The organism is Serratia sp. K-E0102, from assembly GCF_029962625.1.
Lineage (GTDB): Bacteria > Pseudomonadota > Gammaproteobacteria > Enterobacterales > Enterobacteriaceae > Serratia > Serratia sarumanii.
Genome location: NZ_CP124754.1, coordinates 530693 through 551762 on the forward strand (window position 1 = coordinate 530693; position 21070 = coordinate 551762).

The window sequence follows — 21070 nt, forward strand, 5'->3', positions numbered from 1 at the left end:
ACAATAACAACAACCACCCCAATGGATTTCGGGTTGCAGCCAGGCGGCAAGCGCGTGAATTCCCAGGAGCTTACTTAAGTAAGTGACTGGGGAGAACGCACGCAGGCAACAACGCTGCGGCACGAAAGACGCAGGGGAAAGAGGTGACCGATGAGCGTTTTGATTGCCCTGGCAGCACTGGGATTACTGATGCTGGCCGCCTACCGCGGCTACAGCGTGATTTTGTTCGCCCCGATCGCCGCGCTGGGCGCGGTGCTGTTGACCGATCCCGGCGCGGTGGCGCCGACCTTCACCGGGCTGTTTATGGAGAAGATGGTCGGCTTCGTGAAGCTCTACTTCCCGGTGTTCCTGCTGGGGGCGGTATTCGGCAAGCTGATCGAGCTGTCCGGCTTCTCCCGTTCGATCGTCGCGGCGGCGATCCGCATTCTCGGCCGGCGTCACGCCATTCCGGTGATCGTGCTGGTGTGCGCGCTGCTGACCTACGGCGGGGTGTCGCTGTTCGTGGTGGCGTTCGCGGTCTATCCGTTTGCCGCCGAGCTGTTCCGCCAGAGCGGCATTCCCAAGCGGCTGATCCCGGCCACCGTGGCGCTCGGCGCCTTCTCCTTCACCATGGACGCCCTACCGGGCACGCCGCAGATCCAAAACATCATCCCGACCAGCTTCTTTGGCACCAATGCCTGGGCCGCGCCCTGGCTGGGGATGATCGGCTCGCTGTTCATCATCGCGGTCGGTCTGCTGTATCTTGAACGCCAGCGGCGCAAGGCGCAGCTGAAGGGAGAAGGGTACGGCACCGATCTGCTGAACGAGCCGGAAACTCCGGACGACATCAACCTGCCGAACCCGCTGATCGCCATCCTGCCGCTGATTTTGGTCGGGGTATTCAACCTTGGCTTCACCCATTGGATCCCGCAGTGGTACGGCGCCAGCCACGAGCTGACGCTGCCGGGGCTGGCCAAGCCGATCGCCACCGACGTGGCGAAGATCACCGCCATCTGGGCGGTGGAAGCGGCGCTGGTGTCGGGTATTCTGCTGGTGGTGGCGTTCGGCTTTCGCAATATTCGCGGCCGGCTGGCGGAAGGGAGCAAGACGGCGGTCGGCGGGGCAATTCTGGCGGCGATGAACACCGCCTCCGAATACGGCTTCGGCGCGGTGATCGCCGCGCTGCCGGGCTTTTTGGTGCTGTCGCAGGCGCTGTCGGCGATCCCCAATCCGCTGCTGAACGAAGCGATCAGCGTCACCCTGCTGGCCGGCATCACCGGGTCGGCCTCCGGCGGCATGAGCATCGCGCTGGCGGCGATGGCCGATAATTTCGTGGCCGCCGCCCACGCCGCGCATATCCCGCTGGAAGTGCTGCACCGGGTGGCCTCGATGGCCAGCGGCGGCATGGACACCTTGCCGCACAACGGCGCGGTGATCACCCTGCTGGCGATCACCGGCCTCAGCCACCGGCAGGCCTATGGCGGCATCTTCGCCATCACCCTGATCAAGAGCGCCGCGGTGCTGTTCGTGATCGGCGTGTTCTACCTGACCGGCATTGTTTAAAGGAGCGATACCATGAGTGTACAAGGCAAAACCGCGCTGGTGACCGGCTCGACCAGCGGCATCGGCCTCGGGATAGCGTCCGTGTTGGCCGCCGCCGGCGCGCGCGTGATCCTCAACGGCTTCGGCGACGTGGAGCAGGCACAAGCGCAGGTCGCGCGGTTGGGCGCCGCGCCGGGCTATCACGGCGCCGATCTCGGCGATGCGGCCCAGATAGCAGACATGATGGAGTATGCCGAGCGCGAGTTCGGCGGCGTGGACATTCTGGTGAACAACGCCGGCATTCAGCACGTGGCGCCGCTGGATCAGTTCCCAGTGGATAAATGGAACGCCATCCTCGCCATCAACCTGTCGGCGGTGTTCCACACCTGCCGATTGGCGCTGCCGGGGATGCGCGAGCGCAACTGGGGGCGCATCATCAACGTGGCGTCGGTGCACGGGCTGGTGGCGTCGAAAGACAAGTCGGCCTATGTGGCGGCCAAGCACGGCGTGGTGGGGCTGACCAAGACGCTGGCGCTGGAGACCGCGCGCACGCCCGTCACCTGCAACGCCATCTGCCCCGGCTGGGTGCTGACGCCGCTGGTGCAACAGCAGATCGACAAGCGCATTGCCGCCGGCACCGATCCGCAGCGGGCGCGCGATGAGCTGTTGGCGGAGAAGCAGCCGTCGCAAGAGTTCGTCACGCCAGAGCAGCTCGGCGAGCTGGCGCTGTTCCTGTGCAGCGATGCGGCGGCGCAGGTGCGCGGCGCCGCCTGGAACATGGACGGCGGCTGGCTGGCGCAGTAGTGAATTCTTTTTCCCGGAGCGCGCAACGCGCTCCGTCGTTATTTCCCGCCATGAGTTAATTCCCCTGCGTGACGGTTTACCTGCGGCAATAATATTTATTTGTTATTTGCTATCTTTATTCCCAGATAATCACGCCGGTTTATTTTGGGTGAAACGTGCGGATTGGTTTATTTTGTGCTGCGGTTATTACATTATTTTTCTCTGCGTTACAGATGAACACGTTTTTGCTGAAATTAAATCCAACCTGAAATAATGGCAGGTTATGGCGTGAATTTTTATATCTTGCGTGCGCTGTTCACATCGGGTCATTATTTCCGCGTGGCTTAAGACCACCGTGTTTATAACAATAATTTTTTTCGGGCAGGGGTAATAATGAGAAAAAATACAACGCCAATATTCATTGGCGGCGTCTTGCTGTCGGCGTTATCCGCCGGCGCACAGGCCGAGATCACCATTCTGGATAAAAACCCGCAGAGCAATGTGTTGCTGGCACCGCTCAGTTTAAAGGTGGGTGGCAGCATTCGCCCCGAGTGGATCTTCAATAACGGCCCGGAGCCGGGCTATGACAAAAACGGCCACGACGGCGGCACGCGTTTTCGCTTCAGCGGCGACTATGCGCTGACGCAGGACACCTCGATCATCGGCTATTACGAGTGGGGCGTCGATCTGGCGCACGCGCTCAGCTGGGACGGGCACTATAACGAAGACGGCAAGCGCGACTATCAGCGCCAGCTGTACGCCGGTTTCAAAGACGATCGTTACGGCACCCTGACCTACGGCCATCAATACGGCATCTATTATTCGGTGGTCGGCATCAAAAGCGACGTCTGGGATAACGATGGCCACGCGGGCGGCACCGGCATCGGTATTTCCGGCGACTACGACGGCGGCAATAAACCGAAAAACAGCATCAAGTACACCAATGATTTCGGGCCGGTAACGCTGTACGCCAACTATTTATTGCCGGAAGACGATCTGCACACCGCGGATAACCTGATTTATCGCCGCAAGGGCGGGGGTGGGCTGGGCTTCGATTACAAGGTGACGAAGGATTTCACCTTCAGCGCGGCCTACAGTTATACCGACGCGAAGATCAAAGACAATCTGTACAACGAAAAGGATTATCACCAGCAGCTGTCCGGCACCGCGTTGACCTGGCAGCCGAACAACTGGTACATCGTCGGCACCGCCAGCTACTACAAAGACTATGTGCCGAGCACCCGCCAGCGCACGCTGTCGCACTTCTTCGCCGGTGACGGCTACGGGTTGGAAGGCTTCGTCGGTTACACCTTCAATATCGACAAGCCGTTCCTCAAATCGATCCAGCCTTACGTGGCGGCGGACTCGCTGCGGCTGAAAGGGGACGAGGCGTATCACGCCAACCACGTTTACCTCGGCGCGGGCACCACCATCGGTTACGGTCTGTCGGTGTATGTGGAGCGCACGCTGGCCAACAGCAGCGACAACGAGCCGGACTCCACCTGGATTACGGTGTTCTACGACTTCTGATTTTCACCTGCTCCAAGCCGGCGCCTGCGCCGGCTTTTTCACATGGTAATTGCGCCGCCCAGGGTTTCTCCAGAGGCGTTGCGCTCCGCCAGGTAGCGCGCCGGCGGTTTGCCTACCGCCTTTCTGAACATGGTGACGAAGCCGCTGGCGCTCTCGTAGCCCAGATCCAGCGCCACCGTCTGCACGCTCTCGCCCTGCGTCAAGCGCTGCAGCGCCAGCATCACGTGCAGCTGGCGCCGCCAGTGGCCGAAGCTCATGCCCATCTGTTGTTGCAAGGTGCGGCTGAGGGAGCGCTCGCTCATGCCGATGCGCTGCGCCCACTGCCCGAGGGTGGATTTGTCCGCCGGGCAGCTCAGCATGCCTTCGGTCAACTGCCGGATGCGCGCGTCGTCGGATACCGGCAGGTGCAGATTTTCGATCGGCGCGGCTACCAGCTGATCCAGCAACACCGCCGTCAGGCGCCCTTCGGCGCCCTGTTCGTCGTAGAGCGGTTCGAAGGTGGTGGCCTGCAGCAGCAGCTCGCGCAGCAGCGGCGAGACCGACAGCGTGCAGCAGTTTTGCGGCAGACCGGCGGCGGCATGTTGATCGACGAACAGGCAGTAGGCCTCGGTGGAGCCGGCGCCCTGGGCGTTGTGCAACACGTTGCCCGGCATCCACAGCGCGCACTGCGGCGGCACCAGCCACAGCCCGTTTTCCGCTTCGCAGCGGATCATGCCGCGTACCGTGTAGATCAGCTGCGCCTTCTGGTGGCGGTGCGGCTCGATTTCCCAATCCTGCTCGAGGGTCGAACCTTGCAGGGCAAACAGCGGGCGCGGCACCTGATCGATATCCAGACAGCGGCGGGGGATCTGTACTTTCATGAGAACAATTCTCAATTTGGCGGAATTGAAAAGTATTATGTCCTGATTGCGCAATGCGGTCTAGCGCCGGTGCCGATAAAGTAAGCGCCAGCCCTAAACCATTTCCTGAGGAAACTGATTATGTCATTGGATACCGCCGATTTTCCGCTGGTATGGATGCGCCAAAACGGGCGCGATACCCAGGCCGAGCTGGCCGAATTCAGCGCGCTGCTGGCGCGCGCCGAGCCTTTTGTCCTGATGACCGACCGCAGCGTCGGCGATGAAGGTGAAGAACACGATCGCGATGCCCGCACCCAGGTGGCGCTGTGGAAACGCGATAACCGCGAGGCGCTGAAGCTGTGGGTGAAAGGCATGATCATGCTGGAGCCGGACGACGCCAAACGCGCGGCGGCGGAAGAGTTCGCCGAATATGGCGCCAAGTTCTGGGGCTATCCGGTGCTGGTGGCCGCCGATGAAGCCGCAGGCCGGGTATTGGCGCAGACGTTATTGTTAAAATAAGGGGAATACCATGCACCAGCAACAGGTGATTGAACAGCTGCTGGCCTGGATCGAGCAGAGCCTGGATCAGCCGCTGACGCTGGACGACATTGCCGCCAAGTCCGGCTACTCCAAGTGGCATTTGCAGCGGATGTTCAAGCAACATACCGGCCATATTCTCGGCACGTACGCGCGCCGCAGAAGGCTGACCGCCGCCGCGCGCGAACTGCGCCTGACCGGCACCAGCGTGGCCTGCATCGCCGACACTTACCAGTTCGATTCGCAGCAGACCTTCACCCGTTGCTTCCGCAAGCAGTTCGGTCTGCCGCCGGCCAGCTATCGCCGCAGCCAGGATTGGTCGAGCTATGGCCTGCAGCCGCCGCTGCGGCTGACCGAAACACCGTTGCCGCAGGCCGATATCGTGACGCTGCCCGCCATGCAGCTGGTGGGCCATACCCAGCGCCGCAGCTTTACGCTGGGGCAGCTGGCGGCTTCCAAGTGCGAGCTGCGCCGCCACGCCTGGCGGCAGCTGCTGCAGCCGCAGGCGCTGCCGGAGGTGGTATACGGCCTCACCAGTCTGGAGGTCGACCGGCAACGCCGGGGTAATCCGCGCATGGCCTATACCGCCGCTCTGCCGGACGAAGGGGCGATGGGGGAGCGGGTGACTATCGAACAGGGGGAGTATGCCCGTTTCACCTATCAAGGGCAGGCGGAAGGGTTACAAAACTTTATCGTCCGATTGTATGACACCGCGATGCCGCAGATGAACGCCATCCGTCGGCCGGGGCAGGATATCGAGCTTTTCTACCCGGCGCAGGAGGGCCGCTGCCCGCTTGGCGGCGCGGCGATCCGCTGCGAATATCTGATCCCGATCCGGCGGGTAGAAGCGTTGGCCGCCGCCGGTTAGGCGGCGGTTCTCGCAAAAAATCGCCTTCGTGGCGCTTCAGGTTACAAAAAATTGCGATATTACATCGGTAATGGTTCACACTTTGATTGATGTGCACATATAATGCGCATCCGGTCAAATACCCCCTGTTTTTCAGGCCGCAGCGCTTGGCTGCCGGCTGAAACCCATCGGGGTAAAAGTGGCCGTAGAAACCGATCCCCCTAATCGCCAGTGGCCTTGACCAACACGAAGATGAAAATGAGCATTCGCGCGTTATTAACCCTGTTTACGGCACTGGTTGCATTCAGCCAGGCTGCCTTCGCCGTCGTTTACCCGCTGCCGCCAAAAGACAGCCGTTTGGTGGGCGAAAATATCCAAATCACCGTACCGGAAGACAGCAAACTGCCGCTGGAAAGCTTCGCCGCCCAGTATCAGATGGGGCTGAGCAACATGCTGGAAGCCAACCCGGGCGTGGATCCGTTCCTGCCGAAGGCCGGCAGCACCCTGACCATCCCGCAGCAGCTGATCCTGCCGGACGCGCCGCGTGAAGGCATCATCATCAACAGCGCCGAGATGCGTCTGTACTACTACCCGAAAGGCTCCAACACCGTGGTGGTGCTGCCGATCGGCATCGGCCAGCTGGGCAAAGACACCCCGCTGAACTGGACCACCACCGTGCAGCGCAAGAAAGACGGCCCGACCTGGACGCCGACCGCCAAGATGCGCGCCGAATACGCGGCCGACGGCGAGATCCTGCCTGCGGTGTTCCCGGCCGGCCCGGACAACCCGATGGGGCTGTATGCGCTGTATGTCGGCCGCCTGTACGCCATCCACGGCACCAACGCCAACTTCGGCATCGGCCTGCGCGTGAGCCACGGCTGCGTGCGTCTGCGCGCCGACGACATCAAGTACCTGTTCGAGAACGTGCCGGTCGGCACCCGCGTGCAGTTCATCAACGAACCGATGAAAGCCACCGTCGAACCGGACGGCTCGCGCTACGTGGAAGTGCACAACCCGCTGTCGGCCAACGAAGAGCAGCTGCAATCCAAAGATCCGGTGCCGCTGACCATCTCCGCGCCGGTCGGCAAAGTGCTGATGGACGCCGGCGTCAACCAGAGCGAAGTGGACGCGGCGATCAAGGCCCGTTCCGGTATGCCGGTGAAAGTGAACTGATCGCGGCGTAAAAGCCTCTGGCCCGTCATCACGGGTCTCGTGTCAGAGACTAAGGTCCAAACTCAGTTTGGACCTTTTTTTACATCGAATGAACCAGTTTTCGGGCTGCTGTTTCGACGGTGGACTAGAAGCGATAGGATGCGGAGAGATTTATTTGACGCGGCGAACCAGGCTGGATTTGTGCGGCGCTGGTTGCACTGAGGTAATACCTATTATCCAACACGTTTTCGGCACTTAACTGCAGATCCCAGCGTTTCCCGCCATAACCGATACGCACGTCATACCTCTGATAGCCGGGTAACGCAGTGGTGTTTTGATTGTCGGCGAAACGCTTACTTACTGCTGTTACACCGGCCTCACTGAACCAGCCTGACTTGTCTCTATAGCCTATATACAACTCACCGTTGCGCCGCGACACATTATTGGGGCGCTTGCCTTGGAATTGTTCCTCTGCTTCGAGAAACGAGGCATTTTGCAACGCCATACCGCCGCGCAGATAAAGGTTTGCTGTGAGGTTGGCGTTCATGCTCAGTTCCAAGCCATCGGTACGTTGCTGGCCCGTCAGTTGCAATATGTCTGGATTCACCGGATCTCGGGTGCGGCGGTTATACATTTCAAGCCGGTAGAGGGAAAGCGTAGTGGTGACTTGCTGCTCCAACCAATCGCTTTTTACGCCGGTTTCAAATTGACGGGTATATTCCGGCGACAGGCGGTTATTTTTATTCTCTGGCGTTATGCCGATCAATCCGCCGCCGACGGGAGCATAGGTTTTGCTGAAAGACGTGTACAGAGCGTGTGCCGCAACGGGTTGCCATACCACGCCCAGCCTGGGGCTGATGTTGTTGTTGTTTCTGGACTCCTGAAGGTTTCTATCGTACCGATTGCTGGTGACGTGGAAGCGATCGCCGCGCAGGCTGGCGACGAGGTGCCAGTCATCTATTGCCATCTGGTTCTGCAGGTAGAATGCGTTATTTCGAACCTGATGGCGGCTGTGACTGGCCAGCAGCATATTACCGTCATGCTGTTGTCGTAATTTTTCTGGCGCGAATAGATTTTTGATAGGGAAGGGGCGATTATTGCGGTAGAGTTTTGGGTTGCGATTTTGCCAGCTTTGTTCAATGCCGATCAGAAGTTGGTGTTCGAATGCCCCAGCATGTACCAGCCCTTCGGCTTCAAGATTGCTGCTGATATTTTTGGCGTGCAGGTCTTGTTGCCATCGTGCGCGCCTGACGTTATCTCCGCTAACGCCAGTGACGTAGGTGTTATCGAACTGGCTATTGAGCGAGCTGAACATGAGCAGGTGACGCAATTGCCACTGGAGGTTCAGTTCATAATTCAGGCGCGAACGTAACGAGTGGAATCGGTCATGGATATAGTCGTTTTCGGTATCGCTGTATACACTGCCGATGGCGACGTTAGCGGGGCGACCGTTTACCGCTGGAATGCCGCGATCGGGCGTACGTTTGCTACTTTGATAATCGTATTGCAACAACCCATTAAGCCGCGGCGTGATTTTCCATAGTCCTGAAGGAGCCAGTAAGATTTTGTCGCGTGAGACGCCGTGGCGAAAGCTATTTGCCTTCTCCTGAGCGACATTAAAGCGAAAAATTGTGCTTTCATCGAGATCGTGGTTGATGTCGGCGTGCAGGCGTTTAAAACCGTATTCTCCTATTTGCGTAGTGACTTTCGAACCTTTACCTTTCTGCGGTTTCTTACTGATGCGATTAATAATTCCGCCACTGCTTCCTCGTCCATATAATACGGCGGCCGGCCCTTTCAGCACATCGATACGCTCAATATTGCTCAGATCGCGCGTATATTGCATATCATCACGAAACCCGTCCAACAGTAAGTCATTACCGGCGGAAAAACCGCGAATTTTGACGTTGTCAAAACGGGTGTCTCCACTGGCGTTAACGCCGGGAACGCCACTCAAAGCTTCGCTTAATGTTGGCTGGCCAAAGGCGGTGGCCTGGTCAACATAAACGCTGTCGACAGTTTGCGGTATCAGCTTTAATGGCGTCATGGTTCGGGTTGCGGTGGACGTTTCATTGATATGCGTACTTCTTTGCTCAATAACGAGAATGTTTTCCTCTTCTGATTTTGCTGAGTGGCAAGAAAACAATAGCGTAAGACACATGGCGATACGACGATTCCTTTTCATCTTATTTCCCTAGTGAATATATATTAATGGATTTTGCGCCAGTGCTTATATTTTATGTTTATAGGACGTTTGTTCTTATTTAAAAATTATTGGTTGGTCTTGATTCATTTTTCTTGGTTATTAAAAGTGGTGCTCATGGGTTAATACATTGCCAGATAGGACAATAATGATTGTCTTACTCTGTTTCAACGCTGCATTTAGCGTGGTTTTTTGAATGGTACGAATATTTTGAGAAAGAAGTGTATAGAGGGGAGTCTTATTCTTTTACTCTCTGTGAAATATCCCGTTGCTCGAAGGTATAAAGGCCTGGAAGGCTCACAAGCGTTGAGGAATGGCGGCATGTCATTTTGAGGGGCGCAATGATTGTTGATGTCACTATTCTCACATTGCTCTCTCTGTTGTTGCCAGGTCAATATACCCACCTCGCAATTATTCCAATAAAAACTATCGCTAATTAATAAGTTATATCTCTTCCGTTATCGCCTGCCAGTGAAAAAATTCTCGCAAAAAATCCACACTGTGAAAATAAGATCACACAAGCGTAACAAAAGGTAAACAAACCCCTCCTATATTGGCTGCTTCGCTTTTGGGAGGGAGTGTCATGCGTAACTGGAACGAACCGAAAAAGAACAAAGCGCACATCGAACTGATCCCGATGATCGACGTGATGATGTTTTTATTGGTGTTTTTCGTCTTGATTAGCCTGAACGTCATTCCTGCGCTCGGGCTGAAAACGCAGCTGCCGTCCGCCGGCAGCGCGCAGCAGCTGAAGCCGCAGAAGAAAGCGATCATCACGCTGGGGGCCGACGAACAGCTGCAGCTGGATGGCCAGCCGATCGCGCTCGACGCGCTGGTCAACACGCTGAAGCAACAGCAGCAGGCCAACCAGACCACCACCATCATCGTCAACAGCGACAAGGGCGTGGCGGTCGAGCGGCTGGTGGCGGTGATGGACAACCTGCGCCAGGGCGGTTTCTTCTCCGTCTCCATCGCGACACGGAAGCTGTGACATGTATCTGCTCTATCGCTCACGTCATCTTTTCAGCTGGTTGCCGGCGCTGATTGTCGCCGGTTGCCTGCTGTTCGCCAGCCAGCAGGCGGCGCTGAAGATCCAGCCGCGCTACGACGAAACCGCCATCGAACTGGCGCTGGTGGAGCCTGAACCGGCGCCTGAACCTCAACCGGAAACGCCGCCGGAGCCCCAGCCAGAACCGCCGCCGCCCGAGCCGGAGCCGATCCCCGAACCGGTAGTGCCGGCGCCGGAACCGATCGTGGAAGCCAAGCCGGTGCCAAAACCGCAGCCGAAGCCCAAACCCAAACCGGTGAAAGAGAAAGCCAAACCGGTAGAGAAGCCTAAACCGACGCCGGCGCCCGCCGCCCCGCGCGCGCTGGTCAGCAAACCGGCGGCGCAGCCCGCACCGGCCGCGCCGAAGGTGAATGCGCAGGCGATCGAAAACGGCTATCTGCTGGCCTTGCGCCGCGAGCTGGAACAGCGCAAGCGCTACCCAAGCGGGCGCCAGGCCTCGCTCGAGCGCCCGCAGGGCAACGTCGAAGTGTGGCTGGAGGTCGATCGCAGCGGGCGGGTGCTCTCTTCCGGCATCGCCAACAAAGCCGCCAGCATGTTGCTGAACCGCGCGGCGATGAGCAGCCTGCAAAGCATCAGTTCAGTAAAGCCGTTCCCGAGCGAGGCGTTCGCCGGGCAAACAACCAAAAGATTTACCGCGACGTTCAATTATCAGGCGCCTTAGCGCAAGGGTTAATCGTTTGATTTTTATGGGATGCACACAATGAAATCGTTTAATCGTTCTGGGATCTATCTGGCGGTGATGTCGGCGATGCTGCCGGGCGCCGCGCTGGCGGCCGACGCCACCGATGTCGGCACCATCAGCGTCAAGGGGCAGTCGCTCGGCGGCGGCATGATGGTGCAGGATGACAGCGCCAAGGCGCGCTCCACCGTCACCAAAGAAGCGATGGACAAAATGCCGTCGGCGGCCAACGCCATCGATAAGCTGAAATACACTCCGGGCCTGAACGTCAACAGCAACGACGCCAGCGGCCTGAGCGGCGTGGACTACACCATGCGCGGCATGAACTCGGATCAGATCGGCCTGTCGATGGACGGCATCCCGATCAACGACTCCGGCAACTACGCGGTATACCCGAACCTTCTGGGCGATGCGGAGAACCTGGAAGAGGTGTTCGTCACCCAGGGCTCCTCCGAAGCGGACGGCCCGCACATCGGCTCGAGCGGCGGCAACATCGGCCTGGTGACGCGCCGCCCGGCGAAAGACTTCGGCGGTTTCCTCAAGCAGACGCTGGGCAGCAATAACCTGAGCAAAACCTTTGCCCGCCTGGAGACCGGCGAATACAACGGTTTCAGCAACTGGATATCTTATTCGCACACCGAGGCGAAGAAGTGGCGCGGCGAGGGACGCCTGTACTCCGACAAGTTCGAGATGAACTCGCTGTATGAAGACGGCAACGGCAACAGCAGCAATCTGGTGATGAAGTACAACCGCCAGAACAACACCAACTACAACACCCTGAGCAAGGCGCAGTTCCAAAACGATGGGCGTGGTACCGATTACGCCACCACGCCGGAGTACAACAGCAAAGGGCAGTTGAACAAGTATTACAAGATCGAACGCAACCCGTTCGAGAACTTCACGCTATCGTTCACCCAGAAACTGCAGCTGCGCGACGACCTGTCGCTGACCCTGCAGCCGTATTACTACTGGGGCAACGGCGGCAGTTTCAACGGCCAGACGGCGTCGGTATTGTCCAGCACGTCGGACAGAGCCGGGCAGTATGACCTCAGCAACCTGCAGTCCAACACCTATTACCGCCCGTCGTGGACCCAAACCTGGCGGCCGGGCATCACCACCAAGCTGAAGTGGGACATCAACGAGCAGCACAGCCTGGATATCGGCTACTGGTATGAGCGTGCGCGCCAGCTGCAAACCCAGCCGTTCATCAGCATCAAGGACGACGGCAACCCGGCGCAGATTTGGGGAAAACCTGGCGGCTCCGATCAGGTGAAGGACGCCAACGGCAATACGGTGCAGGGGCGCAACCAGTACACCATCACCCCGGCGCAGAAGGTGTGGTTGCAGGATACCTGGTTCGCCACGCCGGACTGGACCTTCGTCGGCGGCCTGGCCTATCAGTATGTGGAGCGCAAAGGGGACAACCGCGGCAGCCTGTACAATGTGCCGGAGAAGCGCAAAGCCACCTATCATGAATTCCTGCCGAACTTCAGCGCTAGCTATAAGGTGAACCAGGAAAACCAAGTGTTCTACAACCTGACGCGCAACATGCGCACGCCGCCCAACTACGTGCTGTACAACGTCGGCGACTCGCTCAGCACCAAGCCTGAGCTAAGCTGGAACCACGAACTGGGCTGGCGTTTCCAGCAAGAGGACATGCTGCTGAGCGCCACGCTGTTCTACATGCGCTACAGCGATCGCCAGATCTCCACCACCAACGCGGCCGGCGACTACGAGATGATGAACATCGGTAACGTGGAGAACAAAGGGCTGGAGCTGGAGTGGAGCGGCCAGTTGCCGCATAACTTCAACTACTACACCTCGTATACCTACACCGAATCGAAGCAGAAGAACGACATCGTCAGCAACGGCGGGCTGCCGCTGCCGACCTCCGGCAAAGAGGTGCCGAACGTGCCGAAAAACCTGCTGAACATGACGCTGGGTTATGACGACGGGCTGTATTACGGCAGCGTCAGCGGCAAGTACGTCAGTGCGTTCTACGGCGATCTGACCAACGACGAGAAGATCGGTGGCCGCACGGTGTTCGATCTGGCGGCGGGCGTGCATCTGCCGGTGGACAAGAAAATCGTCAAAAGCGCCGCGCTGCGCTTTGGCATCAGCAACCTGTTTGACAAGGAATACCTGACCTCGGTGCGCACCACCACCTTCAACGCGGCGCCTTACGGCGGCGTGAGGGCCAGCACGCCGTATTACAACGTCGGCGAAGAACGCACCTTCAGCGTCTCGCTGGAAGCCACCTTTTAACTGAATGCCCCGCCGCCTGCCGGGCGGCGGGGAAGAGGAGCCCTGTATGGACGCCAATCTGTTGCACGACATTATTTTCTACGTGATGTACGCCGCGCTGGCGATTGCGCTGGTGATCATCATCGAACGCACGCTGTACTTCGCCTATACCCAGCGCCAGGCGCGCCGGCTGGAGCAGGCGCTGACGCCGGACGTGCGCCGCGCCGCCGATCTGCCGGACGAGCTGACCCAGCGCAATAGCCTGCCGATGTCGGTGATCGCGCCGGTACTGGCGCAGAAACACCACGCCGGCGACCGCGAGGCGATCGGCGATCTGATCGACGCCCAGTACCTGCTGAGCAAGCCGCCGATGGCGCGCGGCCTGTGGCTGCTGGAAACCGTGGTCACCGCCGCGCCGCTGCTGGGGTTGCTGGGCACGGTGATGGGGATCATCGAAACCTTCAAGGCGCTGGCCGCCTCGGGGGTGTCCGAGCCGAGCCTGGTGTCGGCCGGGATGGGCACCGCGCTGTACGCCACTGGCCTCGGCATCGCCATCGCGCTGCTGTGCCTGGTGGCCAACAACTTCCTGCAGAGCCGCATGGAGCGCATCAACGAACTGCTGAAGGTGCTGCTGATCCGCGCCGGCCAACCGGCCAGCCGCCCGGAGAGCGGCAGCGGCGAACAATGGGTTGACAGCGGGGCGCCGCGCTATGCCTAATGGCCATCCAGTACGGCGGCCGCTCGGCCGCCTTTATACGGCATTGTGGGGCGGTTGTTTGTTGATGTTGAGCCAGAGCGCCGCGGCGCGTTTTGCTATTCCCGGCTATGAGCTGGTGTACACCGCACCGGTGGAAACCGCGCTGCAGGCCGACGATCTGCGCAACACCGCCGAGGTGTGGCGCGAGATGTTCGACGCGGCGAAAACCCGCATCGATCTGGGGCAGTTTTACGTGGCGAATCAGGACGGTTCGCTGCTGGACGGCGTGCTGCAGCACCTGAAGGCGGCCGGCGAACGCGGGGTGAAAATCCGCTTTTTGCTGGAAGAGAAGGGCCTTCGCATGTCTACCGCCGAGACGCTGGAACAGCTGAAGGCGATCCCCAATCTGGAGCTGCGCATCATTCCTTACCAGAAGCTGAGCGGCGGCATTCTGCACGCCAAATATCTGCTGGTGGACGGGGAGCAGGCGTTCGTCGGCAGCCAGAACTTCGACTGGCGCGCACTGGAACACATTCACGAAACCGGGCTGCGCATCAGCGACGCCAAGGTGGTGGGGCAGATTCAGGCGATCTTCGAACAGGACTGGCAAGCGCAGGCGCTGTTGGCGCAGGATAAGCCGGTGCCGGCGCTGCCCGATTCGCCGCCGACGGCGCAGCCGCAGGGCAACTATCTGGCGGCCAGCCCGCGCGCCTACAACCCGGCGGGGGTGATTGACTCACAGGCCGAGCTGCCGCGCCTGCTGGCCGGCGCCAAGCGGCGGGTGCGGGTGCAGGTGATGGACTACGCGCCGCTGTCGTTCGGCCCGGAACGCAGCCGCCCCTTCTATGCGGTGATCGACAACGCGTTGCGCAGCGCGGCGGCGCGCGGGGTGCAGATCGAGCTGATGGTGGCCAACTGGAACACCAAAAAGCCGGATATTGCCTGGCTGAAGAGCCTGGCGCTGGTGCCGAATGTGCAGATCAAGGTGGTGACCATTCCGCCGGCCAGCAGCGGCTTCATTCCGTTCGCCCGCGTCATCCACAGCAAGCTGATGACCATCGACGATGAGATTGCCTGGGTGGGCACCAGCAACTGGACCGGCGGCTATCTGGACAACTCGCGCAATCTGGAGCTGGTGATGCACAGCGCGGCGATGAGCGGGCGGTTGGACAAGTTGTACCAACAGCTGTGGAACAGCGTCTACGCCGAACCGTTGCGGCTGGATTACGACTACCCGCCGCCCAAGCCGGGCGGAGAATCCTGATGAGCAGGGCGCGGTTCACCTCCGCGCCCTGTGTTTTTTAGCGCCGCCAGCCGGCCTTCTCCAGCGCCGTCACCAGCTGCTCGGCGCTCAACCCTTCCGCCCGGTGGCCGTTGCCGCTGACGGTATTGGCCGCCAGCAACGCATTGACGATCGCTTCTTCCACCGCTTCCGCCGCGGCGGCGAACAGCGCCGAAATATAGTCGTTGTTCACCATGCGCAGCGGCGTGGTGAAGGCGCCTTTGTTGGCGTAGTCGGCGGGCGGCAGGCCGTCGTTGCCGGTAGCGAAGGCGATGAAAATATCGCCGCTCGAATCCTCGGTGCCGCCGCCGGTGCGGGCGATGCCGATGCTGGCGCGCTGCGCCAGCCGCGCACACTGGTGCGGCAGCAGCGGCGCGTCGGTCGCCAGCGCCACCACGATGGAGCCCATGCCGGGATGCGGCAACTGCGGCGTGAACGGCGAGGGGAGATGCCCCAGGTGCCGGCCTACCGGATAACCGCCTACCAGCAGCGACTCGCGCTTGCCGTGGTTGGCCTGCACGATGGCGCCCACCGTCCAGCCGCCCTGATCGGCGGGCAGGCGGCGCGACGCGGTGCCGCTGCCGCCTTTGAATTCATGGCAGATCATGCCGCTGCCGCCGCCGACCGCGCCCTCCTGCGGCAAGCCGCCCCGGGCCGCCTGCTGCGCCTGGCGCACGTGCTCGGCCTTGACGTGAAAGCCGTTGATGTCGTTGAGCAGGCCGTCGAAGGTTTCCATCACCACCGGCATATTCCAATACACCGCGTTATCGCCCGCGGGCAGCGTTTCACGCTCCAGCGCGATCAGCGCATCGCGCACCACGCCCACGCTGTGGGTGTTGGTGAAGGCGATCGGGCTGGTCAGCAGGCCCGCTTCGCGCACCCATTCCAGGCCGGTGGCGTCGCCGTTGCCGTTCAGCACGTGCACCCCGGCGAAGCAGGGCGCGTGGCGCGCGGAACCGGGGCGCGGTTCGATCACCGTCACGCCGGTGCGCACGCTGCGCCCGTCAGCCAAATCGGCATGAATGCTGGCATGGCCGACGCGCACGCCGGGCACGTCGGTGATGGCGTTCAGCGGGCCGGGCGTGCCCTGTCCGATGATAATGCCCAGATCCTGAGCGCGCTGCGTCATGGTTATTCTCCTTCTATTGAGGGGGCGGCGAGGGGCGCCGGTTGGCGGCCGCGCAGATGGTTCAGCGCCAGCCCGAAGCCGATGATGCCGGCAATGATAATAAAGTCTTTCAGGCTGCTGGCGATCAAAATCGTCCACAGCACGTACAGGCAGCACAGCAGCGCCACCACCACCGGCAGCGGCCACAGCGGCATCAGGTACGGGTGGTGGAAGTGGCGGCGACGGCGGCTGATCAGCGCCGCCACCGCCATGATGATGTACACCAGCAGCAGCAGGATCACGGTGAACGAGGTCAGCGATTCGAGATCGGAGCAAAACGCCAGCAGCGCCGACGGCACGCCGAACAGCAGGGTGGCGATCCAGGGAGTGCCGAAGCGCGGGTGGATGATTTTCAGCGCCCGGTTAAACGCCGGCAGCCAGAAACCGTCACGCCCGCTGGCAAACATCATGCGGCTGAACTGCGCCACGATGGCGATGATGGCGTTGAACACCGACAGATAAATCGCGCCGCTTACCACCCGCGCCAGCGTCGGGCCGCCGAGCTGGGTGACCACATAGCCGACCGGATCGGCCTGTTTGGCCATCTCCGTCAGCGACGGCGAGCCGATCAGCAGGGCGGTGAACGGCACCAGCTCCACCAGCACCACGATGGCCAGCGTCAGCATGATCGCGATCGCCATCGGTCTGCCCTGTTCGCGCATGTCTTCCGCCATGTACACCGCCGCGCCGTAGCCGTTGTAGGAGAACAGCGCGACCCCGACCATGGCGACGATCAGCGGCAGCGACACCGGCGCCAGGCTGCCCTGCGCGTCCAGCATCACCGGCGCGGTGAGGATCTCCGTGCTCTGATGCGGGTGGCTGAAGCCGAGCCAGGCGATCAGCGCCAGCACCGCCACTTCCACCACCAGAAAGGCGCCGGTCAGCAGGGCGTTGGCCTTGATGTTGAAAATGGCGCAGATGCCGCCGACCAGCACGGTGAGCATGCCGGCGGTCGAGGCGTCGAACTGGGTGCCCAGCGCGGTGTTCAGGTAGGGCACCGCGCCAGTGGCCAGCACCGCCGGCACGAACAGCGAGGCGCTGAGGATAAACAGATAGGTCTGCAACCCGCACAGGGTGCCGAACAGGCGCTTGATGATGCTGTATTCGCCGCCTGCGCTGGGGTGTGCGGCGCCGAGTTCGGCATAGCACAGCGCGATGGCGGCGGCGACGCAGGCGGCGATCAGAAACGACAGAAAGGCGCCGCTGCCGGCGTTGGCGATCGCCAGCGGGGCGATGACGAAGATCGAACTGGCCGGCGTCACGCCGGACGCGGTGATCATCACCACGTCGAGGACGCTGAGATTGCCTTTGAAGGTGTGTTCAGGGGCGGACTCTTTCATGGGATAACGACTCCATTAACGTGTGAGTGAATTATTGTTTTGCTGCACAGGCTGTACGCAGGAATCAAATGGAGCGCGCGGAAAATCCCCTGCGCCTTTCAAGCCGCAGCGTTGTTGGCCGCAGATCATTCGCACCAGTCACTTACTTAAGTAAGCTCCTGGAGACGAATGACTTTGCCGCCTGGCTGCAACTTGAAATTCGTTGGGGATAAGTTTGTTATTTTTATCCCGACGGGAAGCTGAAGCTGGCGCGCCGGGCATCGCCGGAGGACGGCCAGCGCTGGGTCACGGTCTTGCGTTTGGTGTAGAACCTGACGGCGTCCGGGCCGTAGGCGTGCAGATCGCCGAACAGCGAGCGCTTCCAGCCGCCGAACGAGTGGTAGGCCACCGGCACCGGCAGCGCCACGTTGATCCCCACCATGCCGACCTGAATGCGGCTGGAGAAGTAGCGCGCCGCCTCGCCGTCGCGGGTGAACAGACAGGTGCCGTTGCCGTATTCGTGGGCGTCGATCAAGGCCATCGCCTCCGGCAGCGACGCCGCGCGCACCACGCCGAGCACCGGGCCGAAGATCTCCTCCTGATAGATGCGCATGCCGGGCGTCACGCGATCGAACAGCGTCGGGCCGAGGAAATAGCCCTGGCTGGGGCGGCCGTCGGCGCCGGTCACGCTCAGTTCGCGGCCGTCCACCAGCAGCTCGGCGCCTTCGGCTACGCCCTGATCGATATAGCCTTTCACCTTCTGATAATGCTGTTGGGTCACCAGCGGCCCCATGTCGTTGCGGTTGTCGCTGCCGGGGCCGACGCGCATGGCGGCCATCTGTTGCCGCAGCCCGGCGATCAGCGCTTCGGCGGTGCCGTCGCCCACCGCCACCACCAGCGGGATGGCCATGCAACGCTGGCCGCAGGAGCCGAAGGCCGCGCCCATCAGCGCGCCGACCGCGCCGGGGATATCGGCGTCCGGCAGCACCACCGCGTGGTTCTTGGCGCCGCCCAGCGCCTGCACCCGTTTGTTCTGCCCACAGCCGGTGTGATAGATGTGTTCCGCCACCGGCGTCGAACCGACGAAGCTGATCGCTTTGACGCGCCCGTCATGCAGCAGCGTCTCCACCGCTTCGCGATCGCCGTTGACCACGTTGAGCACCCCCGGCGGCAGCCCGGCCTCCGTCGCCAGCCTCGCGATATACAGCGCGGCAGAAGGCACGCGCTCGGAAGGCTTCAGCACGAAAGTGTTGCCGCACGCCACCGCCATCGGCCACATCCACAGCGGCACCATCGCCGGGAAGTTGAACGGCGTGATGCCCGCCACCACCCCCAGCGGCTGAAACTCGCTCCAGCTGTCGATGCCCGGGCCGGCCTCTTTGCTGTGTTCGCCCTTCAGCAGTTCCGGCACATAGCCGGCATATTCGATATTCTCGATGCCGCGCTGCAGTTCGCCCAGGGCATCGCTGAGCACCTTGCCGTGCTCGGCGGTGATCAGTTGGCAGATGGCATCGGCGTGCTGCTCCAGCAGATCCTTGAGCTTCATCATGATGCGCGCGCGCTTCAGCGGCGGGGTGTTGCGCCAGGCGGGATAGGCCTGTTCGGCGGCGGCGATGGCGCGCTCCACCGTGGCGCGGTCGGCCAGCTGCACCTCCTGCGCCGACTGACCGGTGGCCGGGTCGTAAACCGGCTGGCTGCGTTCGCCGCCGGCGGCGGGCTCGCCGTTGATCCAATGGGTAATGGTCATGGCTCTCTCCTTATTCGGTGGCGTTGAGGGCGTCGCCGACGGCGTTGATCAGCGCATCGATCTGCGCTTCGCTGCTGATGAACGGCGGCGCCAGCTGCAGGGTGTCGCCGCCGTAGCGCACGTAAAATCCGCTTTCCCAGCAGCGCATCGCCGCCTCGAAGGGGCGCCGGGCCGGTTCGCCGGGCCGTGCCGCCAGCGTAATGCCGGCCGCCAGGCCGATGTTGCGAATGTCGGCGACGTGTTTGGCTCCCTGCAGGCTGTGCACCGCGCGCTCGAAATAGGGCGCCAGCGCCTGTACGCGCTCCACCATCTGTTCGCGCTGCAGGATGTCCAGCGTCGCCAGCGCGACCGCGCAGCTGACCGGGTGGGCGGAGTAGGTGTAGCCGTGCGGGAATTCGAGCTGGTAGTCCGGCTCACCGCCGTTCATGAAGGTTTGGTAAATCTCCGGCCGCACCACCACTGCGCCCATCGGTTGCGCGCCGTTGGTCACCTGTTTGGCGATGTTCATGATGTCCGGCGTGACGCCGAACGCCTCGGCGCCGGTCATCGCGCCGCAGCGGCCAAAGGCGGTGATCACTTCGTCGAAGATCAGCAGGATGTCATGCTGGGTGCAGATTTCGCGCAGGCGCTGCAGGTAGCCGACCGGCGGCACGATCACCCCGGCGGAGCCGGAGAAGGGTTCGACGATCACCGCGGCGATCGTTGAGGCGTCGCGCAGCGCGATGATGCGGTTGAGCTCTTCCGCCAGCTCCGCCCCCTGTTGCGGCATGCCGCGCGAAAAGGCGTTGCCGGCCAGCAGGGTATGCGGCAGGTGGTCCGCCTCGGCGCCGGCGCCGAACGTTTTGCGGTTGCCGGCGATGCCGCCGACCGAGATGCCGCCGAAGTTAACGCCGTGATAGCCCTTTTCCCGGCCGATAAAGCAGGTTTTGCCCGCCTGGCCTTTGGCGCGCCAGTACGCGCGCGCCATTTTCAGCGAGGTGTCCGCCGCTTCCGATCCGGAGCCGGTGAAGAATACGTAATCCAGCCCCGCCGGCGTCAGTGCCTTGATCTTGTTGGCCAGTTCGAACGACAGCGGGTGGCCGAACTGAAACGCCGGCGAGTAATCCAGCGTCGCCAGCTGGCGCTGGGCGGCATCGGTGATTTCCTGCCGGCCGTGCCCCAATCCGCAGCACCATAATCCGGACAGGCCGTCGAAAATCTTTCTGCCGTCATGGCTGGTGTAATACGCCCCCGCGGCTTGAGTAATGATGCGCGGCTGCGCTTTAAAATTACGGTTGCCGGTAAAAGGCATCCAATGGGCCTCTAACCCTTCGGCATCGAGACTATTTAGCGGGTGATTTTCAGCGGCCATGTTTTCCTCCGAACAGGAAAATAAGAGCGATTAATGAAATAAACCGAGTTGTTAACGAATTGTTGTGCGAAATTGACTATGTACCGCTTGTTCTCTACTGTG

The 21070-nt window shown here is 61.2% G+C and carries 17 protein-coding genes; 11 read left to right on the plus strand and 6 right to left on the minus strand.

Translation table 11 applies throughout. The annotated features are described in order from the left end of the window. Window positions 1-150: 150 nt before the first annotated feature. The 3 genes from SSARUM2_RS02410 (at window position 151) to SSARUM2_RS02420 (ending at window position 3834) form a co-directional block, all read left to right on the plus strand. A complete protein-coding gene (locus SSARUM2_RS02410) occupies window positions 151-1542 on the plus strand; it encodes a GntP family permease (protein WP_060439125.1) in 1392 nt (463 codons plus the stop codon). 12 nt (window positions 1543-1554) lie between these two features. Further along, entirely contained in the window at window positions 1555-2325 is a 771-nt protein-coding gene (locus SSARUM2_RS02415; RefSeq protein WP_060439124.1) for a 3-hydroxybutyrate dehydrogenase, read from the plus strand. A gap of 372 nt (window positions 2326-2697) precedes the next feature. Continuing rightward, the gene (locus tag SSARUM2_RS02420) at window positions 2698-3834 is read left to right on the plus strand and encodes a porin (protein ID WP_033636938.1); all 1137 of its coding nucleotides are present in this window, start codon (window positions 2698-2700) and stop codon (window positions 3832-3834) included. 38 nt (window positions 3835-3872) lie between these two features. Here the strand turns inward: SSARUM2_RS02420 and SSARUM2_RS02425 are convergent, their stop codons facing one another. Then, on the minus strand, window positions 3873-4694 hold the full coding sequence (locus tag SSARUM2_RS02425; RefSeq protein WP_033652829.1) for a helix-turn-helix transcriptional regulator: 822 nt from the start codon (window positions 4692-4694) through the stop codon (window positions 3873-3875). 120 nt (window positions 4695-4814) lie between these two features. Between SSARUM2_RS02425 and SSARUM2_RS02430 the strand changes: the two genes are divergently transcribed. The 3 genes from SSARUM2_RS02430 to SSARUM2_RS02440 all read left to right on the plus strand — a co-directional run bounded on the left by SSARUM2_RS02430 (window position 4815) and on the right by SSARUM2_RS02440 (window position 7230). Next, window positions 4815-5192: a hypothetical protein gene (locus tag SSARUM2_RS02430; protein ID WP_033652831.1), complete on the plus strand. Its 378-nt coding sequence runs from the start codon at window positions 4815-4817 to the stop codon at window positions 5190-5192. 10 nt (window positions 5193-5202) lie between these two features. Next, the gene (locus tag SSARUM2_RS02435) at window positions 5203-6078 is read left to right on the plus strand and encodes a helix-turn-helix domain-containing protein (protein WP_060439123.1); all 876 of its coding nucleotides are present in this window, start codon (window positions 5203-5205) and stop codon (window positions 6076-6078) included. 231 nt (window positions 6079-6309) lie between these two features. Next, window positions 6310-7230: a L,D-transpeptidase family protein gene (locus tag SSARUM2_RS02440; protein WP_025305160.1), complete on the plus strand. Its 921-nt coding sequence runs from the start codon at window positions 6310-6312 to the stop codon at window positions 7228-7230. Window positions 7231-7354: 124 nt separating this feature from the next. Here the strand turns inward: SSARUM2_RS02440 and SSARUM2_RS02445 are convergent, their stop codons facing one another. After that, window positions 7355-9394 carry a TonB-dependent siderophore receptor gene (locus tag SSARUM2_RS02445; protein WP_060452802.1) on the minus strand — a complete coding sequence of 680 codons (2040 nt, stop codon included), beginning with the start codon at window positions 9392-9394 and terminating at the stop codon, window positions 7355-7357. Window positions 9395-9995: 601 nt separating this feature from the next. On the opposite strand from SSARUM2_RS02445, the gene SSARUM2_RS02450 reads away from it, so the two are divergent. Genes SSARUM2_RS02450 through SSARUM2_RS02470 form a run of 5 tightly spaced genes read left to right on the plus strand, consistent with a single transcriptional unit; the run spans window position 9996 to window position 15365 of the window. Next, window positions 9996-10403 carry a biopolymer transporter ExbD gene (locus SSARUM2_RS02450; protein ID WP_004933244.1) on the plus strand — a complete coding sequence of 136 codons (408 nt, stop codon included), beginning with the start codon at window positions 9996-9998 and terminating at the stop codon, window positions 10401-10403. A gap of 1 nt (window position 10404) precedes the next feature. Beyond that, window positions 10405-11142, plus strand: a complete 738-nt coding sequence (locus SSARUM2_RS02455) for an energy transducer TonB (protein WP_060452801.1) — start codon at window positions 10405-10407, stop codon at window positions 11140-11142. 39 nt (window positions 11143-11181) lie between these two features. Further along, entirely contained in the window at window positions 11182-13425 is a 2244-nt protein-coding gene (locus tag SSARUM2_RS02460) for a TonB-dependent receptor (RefSeq protein ID WP_033636947.1), read from the plus strand. 46 nt (window positions 13426-13471) lie between these two features. Continuing rightward, entirely contained in the window at window positions 13472-14122 is a 651-nt protein-coding gene (locus SSARUM2_RS02465) for a MotA/TolQ/ExbB proton channel family protein (RefSeq protein ID WP_049235387.1), read from the plus strand. Continuing rightward, window positions 14115-15365, plus strand: coding sequence for a phospholipase D-like domain-containing protein (locus SSARUM2_RS02470; RefSeq protein ID WP_039567548.1), 1251 nt, complete (start codon window positions 14115-14117; stop codon window positions 15363-15365). Before SSARUM2_RS02465 ends, SSARUM2_RS02470 begins: the two co-directional genes overlap by 8 nt. A gap of 37 nt (window positions 15366-15402) precedes the next feature. Here the strand turns inward: SSARUM2_RS02470 and SSARUM2_RS02475 are convergent, their stop codons facing one another. The 4 genes from SSARUM2_RS02475 to SSARUM2_RS02490 all read right to left on the minus strand — a co-directional run bounded on the left by SSARUM2_RS02475 (window position 15403) and on the right by SSARUM2_RS02490 (window position 20968). Beyond that, a complete protein-coding gene (locus tag SSARUM2_RS02475) occupies window positions 15403-16512 on the minus strand; it encodes a P1 family peptidase (RefSeq protein WP_033652835.1) in 1110 nt (369 codons plus the stop codon). Window positions 16513-16514: 2 nt separating this feature from the next. Then, window positions 16515-17891, minus strand: coding sequence for an APC family permease (locus SSARUM2_RS02480; RefSeq protein ID WP_033652836.1), 1377 nt, complete (start codon window positions 17889-17891; stop codon window positions 16515-16517). A 223-nt stretch (window positions 17892-18114) separates the two neighbouring features. After that, complete coding sequence (locus tag SSARUM2_RS02485) at window positions 18115-19617, minus strand: CoA-acylating methylmalonate-semialdehyde dehydrogenase (protein WP_060452800.1); 1503 nt, start codon at window positions 19615-19617, stop codon at window positions 18115-18117. A 10-nt stretch (window positions 19618-19627) separates the two neighbouring features. Continuing rightward, complete coding sequence (locus tag SSARUM2_RS02490) at window positions 19628-20968, minus strand: aspartate aminotransferase family protein (protein ID WP_039567533.1); 1341 nt, start codon at window positions 20966-20968, stop codon at window positions 19628-19630. Window positions 20969-21070 lie beyond the last annotated feature (102 nt).